Origin of the sequence: Bradyrhizobium sp. LTSP849 (assembly GCF_000938255.1) — a bacterium.
Taxonomy (GTDB): Bacteria; Pseudomonadota; Alphaproteobacteria; order Rhizobiales; family Xanthobacteraceae; genus Bradyrhizobium.
This window is the reverse complement of record NZ_JYMR01000048.1, coordinates 1-15,581: the sequence shown is the minus strand read 5'-3', so window position 1 is coordinate 15,581 and position 15,581 is coordinate 1. Positions and strand designations below refer to the sequence as shown.

At 66.6% G+C, this 15,581-nt stretch carries 2 protein-coding genes; both read left to right on the top strand.

The features are described from left to right. The coding region (locus UB31_RS26775) for an SDR family NAD(P)-dependent oxidoreductase (protein ID WP_156175574.1) at positions 1-2,751 on the top strand (2,751 nt) is incomplete at its 5' end. A gap of 5 nt (positions 2,752-2,756) precedes the next feature. Further along, the coding region (locus tag UB31_RS26770) for a type I polyketide synthase (protein WP_245306066.1) at positions 2,757-15,581 on the top strand (12,825 nt) is incomplete at its 3' end.

Genomic DNA, 15,581 nt, shown 5'->3' with positions numbered 1-15,581 from the left:
GATCACGCCGAGAGCGTTGCGGCTGTCGTTGCGCGGCTGGATGCAGGCAGTGCGATCCCGTCGCAGCTCGTGTTCGACCATCTGTCTGATCCGGCTGAACCAGCAGGCCCCGTGCTTGCGGCGACGCATGCGACGGCGGAGCGTGGCCTTGCCGAGCTGCAGGGGATTTTTGGCGAAGCGCGTCTGAACGAGACGCCGGTCGCGTGGCTGACGCGTGGCGCGGTGGCGACGGGTCCGGATGAGGGCGCAAGCGGACTGACGCGTGCGCCGCTGTGGGGCCTGGTGCGCAGCGCACGGGCGGAGCATCCCGATCGCCGGCTGCAGCTCGTGGACGTCGATGTCGTGCTTGCAGATGCATCGCTACTGGCGAAGCTGACGTCGACGACGTCGGAGCCGGAGCTTGCGCTGCGCCATGGTGCGGTGCTGGCACCCAGGCTGGCGCGCACTGGCGCGGGTGCGGGCACACTTCAGGCACCAGTGGCCGCGCCGGATTACCGCGTTGTGGTCACCGACCCCGGCCGGCTCGACGGCGTGAGCCTGGTGGCCGCAGGCGAGCTGTCGGAGCCGCTGGCATCCGGTGATGTCCGGGTCTGCGTACGCGCGGCCGGCATGAACTTCCGCGACGTGCTGATCACGCTGGGGCAGATTGCCTCGCCCGGCATCGGGTTCGAGTTTGCCGGCGTGGTGGAGGCGGTCGGCGCGGACGTGACGTCGGTTGCGGTTGGCGATCGCGTATTTGGCTGTGGGCGCGGCTGTTTTGGCACACGCGCGGTCACAGTGGCCGAACAGCTTGCAAGAATCCCTGCGGGGATGTCGTTCGAGGCGGCGGCGACGATCCCGCTGGCCTATCTGACGGCGCTGTATGCGCTGCAGGAGCTCGGGCATATCAGGTCCGGGGATCGGGTTCTGGTGCATGCGGCAGCCGGTGGCGTCGGCATGGCAGCGGTGCAGCTGTGCCGGCATTTTGGCGCGGAGGTCTATGGCACGGCGAGCCCGGGTAAATGGCCGGTGCTGGAACGGATGGGACTGGACGGACGGCATGTCGCCAACTCGCGCGATCTAAGCTTCGAGACCCAGTTCCGGTCGGCGACCAAAGGCGAGGGCGTCGATGTCGTCCTCAATGCGCTGACAGGCGAGTTCGTCGATGCCTCGCTGCGGCTTTTGCCGCGGGGCGGCCGCTTCCTGGAGATGGGGATCGCTGATGGGCGTGACGGTGCTGCGATCGCCGCAAAATACCGTGGCGTGAGCTACCATGCGTTCGTGCTGCCGACGGATCGGATGCCGGCGCTGCTGACGCAGATCATGGGCCTGTTCGCGGCCGGTGTGCTGGAGCCGTTGCCCTATGTTGCCTACGACATCAGGCAGATGCCGGCAGCGCTGCGGCAGATGGCGCAGGGGCGCCATGTCGGCAAGCAGGTGGTGCAATTGCCGCGGCGTCTTGAAGCCGGCGGCACGGTGCTGATCACGGGCGGTGCGGGCGAGCTCGGCCGCGAGGTCGCGCGGCACCTTGTGACTGAGCATGGTGTGCGTCATCTCTTGCTGACGTCGCGTCGCGGCATGGCCGCGCCTGGCGCATCTGAACTGGTGGCGGAGCTGCAAACACTGGGTGCACAGACGGTTGAGCTGGTGAGTTGCGACGTCGGAGATCGTGATGCGGTTGGCGCGGTCCTCAGCACCATCTCGCCGGAACGTCCGTTGACGGGCGTGTTCCATCTGGCAGCTTTGCTGGACGACGGCATCGTGCCGGCGCTCAACGTCGAGCGGCTGGAGCGTGTGCTGCGGCCCAAACTCGATGGCGCCTGGCACCTGCATGAGCTGACGGCGGACAAGGATCTTGCCGCGTTCGTGCTGTTCTCGTCGGTGGCAGCGCTTGGCAGTCCGGGCCAGGCGAACTACGCGGCGGCGAACGTGTTTTTGGATGCGCTTGCGGCGGAGCGGCGACATCGTGGACTGGCCGGGCAGAGCCTGCTGTGGGGGCTGTGGGAGCAGCGCGGCGTCGGCATGACGGCGCATCTGGGCCGGGCCGAGCTGATGCGGATGCGGCGTCAAGGCGTGCAGGCGCTGTCGCTGGAGCTGGGCCTCGCGCTGCTGGATGCGGCACAGGCGCAGCCCGAGGCCATGCTGGTCCCGATCCATCTGGATGTCGGCGCGATGCAGCGCCAGCTCAGTGACGACGTGCCGGCGCTGTATCGCGGCCTGGTGCGCAGCGGCTTGCGGCGGGCCTCAACCGCATCGAGCGGCGACACCAACAGTCTGCGGTCGCGGCTGGCGGCGCTGGCCAGCGAAGGCGAGCGGCTGGCCGCACTGGTGGAGCTGGCACAGGAGGAGATTGCGGCGGTGCTGGCGCTGCCCGGGGCCGCCTCGGTGCCTGCGGACCAGCCGCTGAAGGATCTCGGGCTGGACTCGCTGATGGCGGTCGAGCTGCGCAACCGCCTGTCGGGACGGGTCGGCGCCAAGCTGCCGACCACGCTCGCCTTCGATTATCCGACCGCGCGCGCCATGTCGCGCCTGCTGCTCGAGAAGCTCGAGCTCGATAACGTCAAGTCAGGTCCGTCGATCTGGGGGGATGAGCAAATCCGCCGGAAGCTACGAGACATTTCGATCGAAGCGCTCCGTAAATCGGGGCTTCTTGAGCGTCTTATGGTGCAGCCGAATGATACTTCTCGGCGTGCAAGCGACGACGAATTGTCCGCGCATATCGATGACGCGGAAACGGACTCTTTGCTGAGTATTGCGTCTGAATTGCTTTGAAAAACATGCAGCACATAAATCAAGAAGTTCAGGATTTAAAAAACGCTCTTCGCCAGAGTCTTCATAAGATTCGGGATCTGAAGTCGTCTCTCGAAGCGGTGGAGAACGCCTCCTCCGAGCCGATCGCGATCGTAGGGATGAGCTGCCGCGGTCCTGGAGGACTGACGGGTCCCGAGAGCTACTGGTCGTTGCTGGAGCGCGGTGGCGACGGCGTCGGCCCGCTGCCGGATCGCTGGAGCCGGGATCTGCTGCGGCGCCTGGAGGAGATCACGGGCGGGCTGACGCAGGAAGGCGGCTTTATCGATGGGGTTGCGGAGTTTGACGCATCTTTCTTCGGCATCGCGCCGCGCGAGGCGGTGGAGATGGACCCGCAGCAGCGCCTGATCCTGGAAGCGGTGTGGGAGGCGCTGGAGCGCGCGGGGATCCGACCCGAGGGGCTGAGCGAGAGCCGGACCGGCGTCTATCTCGGATCGATGGCGGGCGACTATGGTACGCGCTCGCCTGAAGCGATGACGATGTGGACGGCGACGGGCACGACGTCGAGCGTGCTGGCGGGTCGTGTCTCCTACGTGCTGGGCCTCGAGGGTCCGGCAATGACGGTCGATACGGCATGCTCTTCATCGTTGACGGCGCTGCACCTGGCCTGCACGGCGCTCCGGCAAAGCGAGTGTGATCTGGCGCTGGCGGGCGGCGTGACGGTGATGTCGACGCCCTCGACGTTTGTGGCGCTGGGGCCTGATAACGGCATGGCGCCGGATGGTCGCTGCAAGGCGTTCTCAGCGGGCGCCAATGGCGCAGGCTGGAGTGAAGGTTGCGGCGTGCTGGTGCTGAAGCGGCAGTCGGATGCGGAACGGGATGGCGATGAGATCCTGGCGCTGATCCGGGGTTCTGCAGTGAACCAGGACGGACGAAGCCAGGGCCTGACGGCGCCGAACGGCCCGAGCCAGCAGCGGGTGATCCGTGCGGCGCTGTCGGCGAGCGGGGTGAGCCCCGACGAGATCGATGTTGTGGAGGCGCACGGCACCGGGACCAGCCTCGGTGATCCCATCGAAGCAGGCGCACTGGCTGCGGTGTTCGGGCCGACGCGTCGCGAAGATCGTCCGCTGTGGCTGGGCTCGTCGAAGTCGAACCTCGGGCACACGCAGGCGGCGGCCGGCGTTCTCGGCGTGATGAAGATGGTGCTTGCGCTCAAGCACGAGGTTCTGCCGAAGACGCTGCATGCGGAGCATCCGAGCGGCCAGATCGAGTGGGAGGGCAGCGGGCTGTCGCTGCTGCAGCAGGCGCGCGCGTGGCCGCGTGATGTGGCACGGCCGCGGCGCGCAGGCGTCAGCGCGTTTGGACTGAGCGGGACGAATGCGCATGTCGTGATCGAGGAGCCACCGGCGCGCTCTGATGCGAGCAGCGCGGCAGATGCGTCATCGCCATCTCCTTTGATCCCGCTATTGGTATCCGGTCGTGACGAGGCGGCCCTTCGCGCGCAGGCGGGTCGGTACGGCGAGTGGCTGTCGCGGCATCCGGAAGCCGACTGGAGCTCCGTGATTGCGACGGCGGCGTTGCACCGGACGCAGTTTACCTCGCGGGCGGCGGTCTCAGTGCGCGATGCGGCGGAAGCCGTGGACGCACTGCGTGCGCTGGCCCAGGGCCGCCCGCATCCGGCGGTGGTGGTTGGAGAAGCCAGGGGCGAGCAAGGCAAGCTGGCATTCCTGTTTACGGGCCAGGGCGCGCAGCGGATCGGCATGGGCCGGGCGCTGCTGGAGACGTGTGCGACGTTCCGCGCGGCGTTCGAGGAGATATGCGGCCATTTTGACGAACTGCTGGATCTGCCGCTGCGCGCCGTGATGTTTGCGGAGGAAGGCTCGGAGGCGGCCTCCAAGCTGGACGAGACCGCCTATGCGCAGCCTGCTTTGTTTGCGGTGGAGGTCGCGCTGTTCCGTCAGCTGGAGCAGTGCGGCATTGAGCCCGACATTCTGCTCGGCCACTCGATCGGAGAGCTTGCGGCTGCGCATGTTGCGGGCGTGTGGTCGCTGCAGGATGCCTGCCGCGTGGTCGCGGCACGCGGCCGGTTGATGCAGGCGCTCCCCTCGGGCGGCGCCATGGTGGCGCTGGAAGCTGGCGAAGCAGAAGTGCTGCCGCTGCTCACTGACGGTGTCGAGATTGCGGGGCTGAACGGGCCGCGCTCGACGGTGATCTCCGGTGATGAAGCCGCCGTTGTGCGGCTAGCGGAACAGTTCAGGAGCAAGGGCCGCAGGACCAGCCGCCTGCAGGTGAGCCACGCGTTCCATTCGCAGCGCATGGAGCCGATGTTGGAGGCGTTCCGGAAGGTGGTATCGCAGGTCTCGTTCGGAGCGCCGCGACTGCCGATTGTGAGCAACGTGACGGGCCGTCTGGCGACCAAGGAGGAGCTTTGCAGCGCGGAGTACTGGGTGCGTCAGGTGCGCAGTCCGGTGCGGTTCCTTGACGGCGTGCATGTGCTGGAAGCCGAAGGCGTACGGGCCAGCCTCGAGCTTGGTCCGGACGGGATTTTGACGGGCCTTGCGACGGGATGCCTGTCGGAAGCATCACCAATGCAGGTGATTGCTTCGCAACGTCGCGGCCGTGATGGCAGCGAGGCGCTGCTGACCTCGCTCGGCGTGCTGCACGTTCATGGTATTGGTGTCGATTGGGCGAAGGTGGCCGGAGCGGGTGCCAAGGCGCCGGTTGCCTCGCTGCCGACCTATGCGTTCCAGCGTCAGCGTTACTGGCTTGAGGCGGAGAAGGCGAGCCCGGTTGAATCGAAAAATGGTGTTGATGCCCGTTTTTGGCAAGCGGTGCAAAGCGGCAGCACGGAGCGTGTCGAGCAACTGCTGCAGCTTCCGGAAGGCGGATCACGCGAGCATCTGTCGGCGCTCTTGCCGGCCCTGAACAGCTGGTACGCGCAGACTGACGCGGAGGTGACAGTCGACGGGTGGTGCTACGAGGACCAATGGCAGAGGATAAGCGGCTCTGCCTCGTCTTTAGTGACCGACGGCGTCTGCTGGCTTGTGAGCGGGCAATGGCCCGACATGGCTCACCTGGAGCGGCTGCAAGAGATCCTTCGCGCACAAGGCACCGTCGTCGAATGTCTCACCGTGAACGAGGCAACGGCTCGACTGCGAGCAGACGCAGGCGGTGCACAAGAACACGCCCTCTTGCCGCGCGCGATCGTGTATCTGGCGGGAGAGTTGCCGCCAGGGAGCTCTGTGACGCAGGAAAAACCCTGGCTGCGAGCGACCAGCGAAGCTGTGATGCTGGCACAGGCAATCAGTCAGCGAAACGACGCTTCGGGAACGCGCCTGTGGCTATGCACGCCTCACGCTCTTCGGATCAGAGGCGATGATGTGCCGACAGCACCCTACCTGCAAGCATTGTGGGGGCTCGGCAGAACTCTGAATCTAGAGCTCCCAAACTGCTTTGGTGGGCTGGCAGACTTGGGATCTGCTGACGACGTCACACTGCGCCGGATGGCGGCCACGTTCCTGGCAGTCGAGACAACGGGCGCAGAGTTCGCGCTGAGGGCACAAGACCTCTGGACACGAAAGTTGCACCATGTGCCGTCGCGGACCAGTTCGGAGCCCGCTGCGAAGAAATGGGATCCGCAAGGGACAATACTCATCACTGGTGGCACGGGATCGCTGGGATCGGTCCTGTGCCATTGGCTGGCTGAGCGAGGTGCGCGGCACCTCATCCTGACGTCGCGACGTGGCGAACAAGCGCCCGGAGCGACAGACCTGGTGACGGCACTTGCAGGCAAGGGGTGTCGCGCGGAGGTGAGGGCGTGCGACGTCGGCGACAGCGTTGCGGTCGACGCTCTCGTGCGTGAGCTGACATCCGGTGAAGCGAGCAGGCCTGCACTGCGTCACATTTTTCACCTTGCCGGCGACGTGGTGGACGTCCCGCTCAACGAGTTGACGCTTGAGGCGATCGAGGAAGAACAGGGTGGCAAACTCGGCGGTGCCTGGGCGCTGCATGACTCGGTGCAGCGTTGGGGCAGCGAACTCGTCTCGTTCGTGCTGTACGGATCGGCCGCTGGCTTCTTGGGTAATTATGGCCAGTCCGCCTATAGCGCCGCGAACGCCGGGCTGACGGGTTTGGTCCACCTGCGACGTTCCAAGGGACTCCCGGCGACGATCGTGCACTGGGGCGCATGGGCAGATGGGGGAATGGCTGCGGCTGCGGACACCGAGGCTCAGCTTCGTCGTCGCGGCGCCTCCTCCATGAAGCCAGAGCTCTGTCTGTTGGGACTTGAGCGAGCCTTGCAGGAAGGCCGGGAGGAATTGGCGGTCTTTGATGTCGACTGGGCCCGCACGAGGGAAATGACGGGCCGCTCCAGTCCCCTTCTGAGCGAACTCCCGGAGATGCAGGCCCCGCAGGCAGCATCCGGCGCGGACAACGCGAATGGTCATGCGCATAACCTGAGGACTGAGCTGGAAAAGGTGAGCGGTCGCGAGCGCCGCAGTCGCGTGCTGTCACTGGTGCGGGATCTCGTCGCAATGGTGCTGGGGATCAACGAGCCGCTGAAATTGGGATCCGAGGTCGGCTTCGCCGATCTGGGCATGGACTCCTTGATGGCGGTGGAGGTTCGAAACAGGCTTGCAAAGCAAACCGGTCTGTCGGTGCCGGCGACACTTGCGTTCGACCATCCCAACCTGAAGGCGGTGAGCGAATGGGTCTTGGAGGCTTTGGAGCTGGCGGACAGCTCAGGAAAGGTTGAGACGGCTGCGGTCGCGCGTCATGCCGAGGCGGCGGGGGCGCTTGCGATCATCGGCGTGGGACTGCGTTTTCCCGGTGGCGCTGAAGATTTGGCGAGCTTTTGGCAAGTGCTGTCGTCGGGCGTGGATACGTTGGGACCTATTCCCCCGGAGCGTTTCAATCGTGCAACCTATTATGATCCGGATCCCGAACATCGAGGCACATCCTACGTCAAGGAAGCATCGTTACTGAACGATGTGGCGGGATTTGACGCGGGCTTCTTCGGCATATCGCCGCGGGAAGCAGCACAGATCGATCCGCAGCATCGGCTGCTGCTTGAAGTCACCTGGTCGGCGCTCGAGGATGCCGGGATCGTGCCGAAATCCGTGGCGGAGTCGACGACCGGGTTGTTCATCGGCATTGGCCCGAATGAATATCAGACCCGAGGTTTCAACCTGGCGGAGGCCGACGCCTATGCCGCGACGGGCGGCGGGGCGGCATTCTCTGCCGGGCGGCTTGCCTACCATTTGGGAGTGCAAGGTCCGGTCATGGCCGTGGATACGGCATGTTCGTCGGCGTTGGTCGCGCTGCATCTCGGCTCGGAGCATTTGCGATCGGGACGGTGCGATCTGGCGATTGTGGGCGGCGTGCAAGTGGCGTCGAGTCCGGAAGCGTTTGTGGTGTTGTCGCAGACGCGCGCGCTGGCGTCAGACGGTCGAAGCAAGACGTTTTCCGAGGCCGCTGACGGATACGGCCGTGGCGAGGGTGCCGCTGTCATAGCGATGATGCGGCTGGAGGATGCGCAGGCACAGGGGAAGAAAATATTAGGCGTGGTCCGCGGAACAGCGGTCAATCACGACGGTGCAAGTTCAGGCCTCACCGTGCCCAACGGAACTGCGCAACAGAAAACGTTGCGAGCTGCATTGGCCGATGCGCGTTTGGATGCGGCCGACATCGATGTCGTCGAGTGCCATGGAACGGGAACGTCGCTGGGCGATCCGATTGAGGTCCAGGCGTTGGACGCGGTGTATGGCCAGGCGCGCCCCGAGGATCTCGGACGCGTGAAGCTCGGAGCCGTGAAGACGAACGTCGGACATCTGGAAGCGGCGGCGGGCTTGGTCGGGGTGATCAAGATGCTGGCGAGCTTCGAGTCCGAAGCGTTGCCGCCCACGCTGCATTGTCGCCCGCTCAATCCACATTTGGATTGGGAGCGATTGAACGTCGAGGTGGTGGATCAACTGACCGCGTGGCCGCGTGATGTGGCACGGCCTCGGCGCGCGGGCGTCAGCGCGTTTGGACTGAGCGGGACCAATGCGCATGTCGTGATCGAGGAGCCACCGGCGCGGTCTGATGCGAGCAGCGCGGCAGATGCGTCAGAGCTACCCTTGATCCCGCTGCTGGTGTCGGGCCGTGACGAGGCGGCACTTCGTGCACAGGCTGGCCGCTACGGGGAGTGGCTGTCGGATCATCCGCAGGTAGACTGGCGCTCCGTGGTGGCGACGGCGGCGTTGCACCGGACGCAGTTCGGCGCACGGGCGGCGGTCTCAGTGCGCGATGCGGCGGAGGCACTAGAGGCGTTGCGCGCGCTGGCCGAAGGTCGCCCGCATGCGGCGGTGTCGGTTGGTGAGGCCAGAGGTGAGTCCGGCAAGCTTGCGTTCCTGTTTACGGGGCAGGGCGCACAGCAGCTCGGCATGGGCCGGGCGCTGATGGAGAGCTGCGCGGCGTTCCGCGCAGCGTTCGAGGAGGCCTGCGGTTATTTTGACGCGCTGCTGGATCTGCCGCTTCGCAGCGTGATGTTTGCGGAGGAAGGTTCGGAGGCGGCCTCAAAGCTCGACGAGACGGCTTACGCGCAGCCGGCTTTGTTCGCAATTGAGGTCGCGCTGTTCCGCCAGTTGGAGCAGTGGGGCATCACACCCGACATTCTGCTGGGCCATTCGATCGGAGAGCTCGCGGCCGCGCATGTCTCAGGCGTGTGGTCGCTGAAGGATGCCTGCCGCGTGGTGGCAGCGCGTGGTCGATTGATGCAGGCGCAACCTGCCGGCGGCGCCATGGTGGCGATCGAGGCAGGCGAAGCAGAAGTGCTGCCGCTGCTTGCAGACGGTGTCGAGATTGCCGGGCTGAACGGGCCGCGCTCGACGGTGATCTCCGGCGATGAAGCGGCGGTGCTGGCGCTGGCGGAGCAGTTCAGGAGCAAAGGCCGCCGGACCAGCCGCCTGCAGGTCAGTCACGCGTTCCATTCGCAGCGCATGGAGCCGATGCTGGAGGCCTTCGGCAAGGTGCTGGCGTCCGTCACCTTCGGCACGCCGCGCTTGCCGATTGTGAGCAATGTGACGGGCCGTCTGGCGACCAAGGACGAGCTTTGCAGCGCGGAGTACTGGGTGCGTCAGGTACGCAGTCCGGTACGGTTCCTCGACGGCGTGCATGTGCTGGAAGCCGAAGGCGTACGGGCCAGCCTCGAGCTTGGTCCGGACGGGATTTTGACGGGGCTTGCGGCGGGATGCCTGTCGGAAGCATCTGCCATGCAGGTGATTGCTTCGCAACGTCGCGGCCGTGATGGCGCTGAGGCGCTGATGTCAGCGCTCGGTGTGCTGCACGTGCACGGCATTGATGTTGACTGGAACGCCTTTGGCGATCTCGCGAAGCAACCTGTTGCCTCGCTACCGACCTATGCGTTCCAGCGTCAGCGTTACTGGCTCGAGGCGGAGAAGGCGAGCGGGGATGCGGCGACGATGGGTCTGTCGGATGCGTCGCATCCGCTCTTAGGCGCGGCGACGCCGCTGGCGGAGAGCGATGGCTTCCTGCTGACGGGACGTCTGTCGCTGTCGGAAGCGGGCTGGCTCGGCGACCACAAGGTGTTCGGGACAGTGCTGCTGCCCGGGACCGGGCTGTTGGAGCTGGGCCTTGCGGCGGCGCGTGCGGTCGGCGCAACAAGTGTGTCGCAGCTGACGCTGCTGGCGCCGCTGGTGCTGCCGGCGGAGGGCGGTGTCCGGCTTCAGGTTCAGGTGGATGGTGCGGAGGCAGACGGCGGAGGCCGGGGCTTGAGCATCTACAGCCGCGCGGAAGATGCGGCCGAGGGTGCGTCATGGACGCTGCATGCGCAGGGCGTGCTGGGCGAGGCCGCAGAGGACGCGGCGCAGGATGCGGAGAACGGACTCGACGTGTGGCCGCCGGTGGGCGGAACATCGATCGACCTGACTGGTCATTATGCGCGGCTGGCGGGGCGGGGCTACGGTTATGGGCCATCGTTCCAGGGGCTTCGAGAGGCGTGGCGGGTTGGCAATGCGGTGTACGGGCGCGCGGTGCTGCCGGAGGCGCTATCTGAATCGGCGGAGAGTTACGGCTTGCATCCGGCGCTGCTCGATGCGGCGCTGCATGTGCTGACCCTTGCGCAGGTCGAGGGTATCAGTGACGGGTCGGTGTTGCTGCCGTTCGAGTGGTCGGACGTGTCCCTGGTTGCGACCGGTGCGCAAGAATTGCGCGTCTGTGCCTCGGTGGAGCGCAGCGGTGAGGGCGAAGCCCTGGCGGTGCTGCAACTGGCCGACGGCAATGGGCGTGCGGTGGCGCGCCTTGGCGGGCTGCGGCTGAGGGAAGCGAGCGATGCGCAGATCCGTGAGGCTTCACGAACCGAGACGCAACATCTGTACCGTCTGGACTGGCGTCCGGTTGGGTTAAGTGAGGGCGGAGCTCCAGCGCTTGCCCTGCCGCTGATCGTCGGAGGCGACGGAGAGCTGGCGAAGCATCTGGGTCTTGATCACGCTGACAGCGTTGCCGCTGTTGTCGCGCGCCTCGACGAAGGCGGAGCGATACCGTCGCAGCTCGTGTTCGACCATCTGTCTGAACCAGCAGGCCACGTGCTGGCGGCAACGCATGCGACGGCGGAACGCGGTCTTGCCGAGCTGCAGGGGATCCTTGGCGAAGCGCGTCTGAACGAGACGGCGGTGATGTGGCTGACGCAGGGCGCGGTGGCGACGGGTCCCGATGAAGGCGCGAGCGGGCTGTCGCGTGCACCGCTGTGGGGACTGGTGCGAAGCGCGCGAGCGGAACATCCGGATCGGCGGCTGCAGCTTGTCGATGTGGATGCGCCTCCCGCGGATGCTTCGTTGCTGTCGAGGCTGACGTCGACGACGTCGGAGCCAGAGCTGGCGCTGCGGCATGGTGCGGTAGTGGCGCCACGGCTGGCGCGCGCCGGAGCGGGTGCGGGTGAGCCGCGTCGTCTTGCTGCTGGCGGGACGGTGCTGATCACGGGTGGTGCAGGCGAGCTTGGCAGTGAGGTCGCGCGGCACTTGGTTGCTCGCCACGGGGTGCGTCATCTGCTGCTGACGTCGCGTCGCGGCATGGCGACGCCTGGCGCGAGTGAGCTGGTTGCGGAGCTCAAGGGGCTCGGCGCGCAGACGGTTGAAGTGGCAAGTTGCGACGTCTCCGATCGTGACGCGGTTGGCGCGGTTCTCAGCGCCATCGCGCCGGATCGCCCGTTGACGGGGGTGTTCCACCTTGCAGCCTTGCTGGACGACGGGATCGTGCCGGCGCTGACGGCCGAGCGGCTGGAGCGTGTGCTGCGACCGAAGCTCGATGGCGCCTGGCATCTGCATGAGCTGACGGCGGATAAGGATCTGGCGGCGTTCGTGCTGTTCTCATCGGTGGCGGGGCTCGGCAGTCCGGGACAGGCGAACTACGCGGCGGCCAACGTATTCCTTGATGCGCTTGCGGCGGAGCGGCGGCATCGCGGTCTTGTCGGGCAGAGCCTGATGTGGGGCCTGTGGGAACAGCGCGGTGTCGGCATGACGGCGCATCTGGGCCGGGCCGAACTGATGCGGATGCGCCGGCAAGGCGTTCAGGCGCTGTCGCTCAAGCTCGGGCTCGAACTTCTGGATGCGGCGCAGGCGTTGCCTGAGGCGACCTTGATCCCGATCCATCTGGATCTTGGCGTGGTACAGCGCCAGTTCGGTGAGGATGTGCCGGCGCTGTACCGCGGCCTTATGCGCAGCGGCTTGCGACGTGCCTCGACATCGAGCGGCGACACCAACGGCTTGCGGGTTCGGCTGGCCGCTCTTGCGAGCGATGCGGAGCGGCAGCAGGCGCTGGTGGAGCTGGTGCAGGAGGAGATCGCGGCGGTGCTGGCACTTCCGGGGGCCTCGTCTGTGCCTGCGGATGCGCCGCTCAAGGATCTCGGACTGGATTCGCTGATGGCGGCCGAGATTCGCACCCGCCTGTCGAAGCGGGTCGGGACCAAGCTGCCAACCACGCTGGCATTCGATTATCCGACCGCGCGGGCGATGGCGCGGCTGCTGATCGAGAAGCTCGAGCTCGGTCGTGCTTCTGTCCGTCTGGAACCGCGGCGGGCAATCACCGCATCGGCGTCGGAGCCCATCGCGATTGTCGGGATGAGCTGCCGCACACCTGGAGGCCCGGCGAGTCCCGAGAGCTATTGGTCGCTGCTGGAGCGCGGTGGTGACGGCGTGGGCCCGCTGCCGGGTCGCTGGAGCCGGGATCTGTTGCGGCGCCTGGAAGTGGTGACGGGATGGCTGACGCAGGAAGGCGGCTTTGTCGAAGCAGTGGAGGATTTTGACGCAGGCTTCTTCGGCATCTCGCCGCGCGAGGCGGTGGAGATGGATCCGCAGCAGCGTTTGACCTTGGAAGCGGTGTGGGAGGCGCTGGAGCGTGCGGGCCTGCAACCGGAGGGGCTGAGAGAGAGTAGGACCGGAGTGTATCTCGGCTCGATGGGCAGCGACTATGGCATGCACCGCTCGCTCGAGGAGACGACGATGTGGACGACGACAGGCAAGCTGTCGAGCGTGCTGGCGGGCCGTGTCTCCTACGTGCTGGGCCTCGAAGGTCCGGCGATGACGATCGATACGGCCTGCTCGTCATCGCTGTCCGCGATGCATCTGGCGTGCACGGCGCTGCGGCAGGGCGAGTGCGATCTGGCGCTGGCGGGCGGTGTGCACGTGATGTGCACGCCAATAGCTTTGGTCAGCATGGGTGCGGGTGCTGTCGCTCCCGACGGCCGCAGCAAGAGCTTTTCGGATGGCGCGGACGGCGCGGGCTGGAGTGAAGGTTGCGGCGTGCTGGTGCTGAAGCGGCAGTCGGATGCGGAGCGTGATGGCGACGAGATCCTGGCGCTGATCCGCGGATCTGCAGTGAACCAGGACGGACGGAGCCAGGGTCTGACGGCGCCGAACGGTCCGAGCCAGCAGCGGGTGATTCGTGCGGCGCTGTCGGCGAGCGGGGTGAACCCCGACGAGATCGACGTCGTGGAGGCGCACGGGACCGGGACCAGCCTTGGTGACCCTATCGAAGCCGGCGCGCTGGCCGCGGTGTTCGGGCCGACACGTCGCGAAGATCGTCCGCTGTGGCTGGGCTCGTCGAAGTCGAACCTCGGTCACACGCAGGCGGCGGCCGGTGTTCTCGGCGTGATGAAGATGGTGCTTGCGCTCCGGCATGAGGTTCTGCCGAAGACGCTGCATGCGGAGCATCCCAGCCACCAGATCGAGTGGGACGGCAGCGGGCTGTCGCTGCTGCAAGAGGCGCGCGCATGGCCGCGTGAGGCCGCGCGTGTGCGTCGTGCAGGCGTGTCCTCGTTCGGCATCAGTGGGACCAACGCGCATTTCGTGATCGAGGAGGCGCCGGCGCGATCGAAGGCTGCCCGCGGTGAGGTGAACGGCGCAGCTGAAGCATCATCGTCATCGCCCTTGATCCCGCTGCTGGTGTCCGGTCGTGACGAGGCCGCACTTCGTGCGCAGGCGGGCCGGTACGGAGAATGGCTGTCGGGTCATTCGGACGTCGACTTCAGTTCAGTGGTGGCGACGGCAGCGTTGCACCGGACGCAGTTCAGCTCGCGTGCGGCGGTCTCAGTGCGCGATGCGTCGGAGGCGGCAGAGGCGCTGCGTGCGCTGGCCGAGGGGCGCCCGCATGCGGCGGTGTCGGTCGGGAGCGCGCGCGATCGCGGTCGTGTGGTGTTCGTGTTCCCCGGACAGGGCAGTCAGTGGCCATCGATGGGCCGAGCCCTGCTGGCGGAATCGGCGGTGTTTGCGCAGGCGATTGCGGCCTGTGAGACGGCGTTGTCCCCTTACACGGACTGGTCGCTGACGTCGGTGCTTCGCGGGGATGAGGATCTCGAAGCCTGCCTGCTGGAGCAGGTGGACGTGATCCAGCCTTCGCTGTTTGCGATGAATGTCGGCCTGGCCGCGGTGTGGCGCAGTCTCGGACTGCAGCCATCGGCGGTTGTGGGCCACAGCCAGGGCGAGATCGCAGCCGCCGTGGTTGCCGGCATCCTGTCGCTTGAGGACGGAGCCCGGGTGGTGGCGCTGCGCAGCAAGCTGTTGAGGGGCCTGAGCGGGCGCGGGGCCATGGCGGTGACGGAGCTTGCGGCTTCAGTTGTGGAAGAGCGGCTGAAGGCAGCGGAATGGTCCGGATTGTCGGTGGCGGTGGTGAACACGCCGGGCTCGACGGTCGTCTCGGGGCCGACTGAAGTGGTCGAGCGCTGGGTCGGCCGTCTTGGTCAGGAAGGCGTGTTCTGCCGGCAGGTCAATGTGGACTACGCCTCGCACAGCGCGGAGATGGACCCGATCCTGCCGGAGCTGGAAGGCTTGCTGTCGGATCTTGCGCCACAGGCAGGCGAGGTGGCGATGATCTCGACGGTGACGGGAGCGCGCTGCGAGGGGACGTCACTGGACGGATCCTATTGGTGCCGGAACCTGCGGCAGACGGTGCGGCTGGACCTTGCGCTGGCCGAGTTGATCGGCAGCGGGCACGGCGTGTTCGTGGAAGCGAGCGCGCATCCGGTGCTGGCGATGCCGCTGTCTGCGGCGAGCGGCGAGCATGGCGTGGTGGTGGGATCGCTGCGCCGTGACGGCGGCGGGATGTCGGAGCTTTTACGCAATCTCGGCGCGCTGCATGTTCATGGTGTTGGTGTTGACTGGGCGAAGGCGGCGGGAGCGGGTGCGACGGCACCTGTTGCGTCACTTCCGACCTATGCGTTCCAGCGGCAGCGTTACTGGCTGGAGGCTGAGAAGGCGAGTGGGGACGCCGCGACGATGGGGCTGTCGGATGCGTCGCATCCGCTGCTTGGCGCTGCGACGCCGCTTGCGGAGAGCGACGGGTTTTTGTTGACGGGCCGGTTGTCG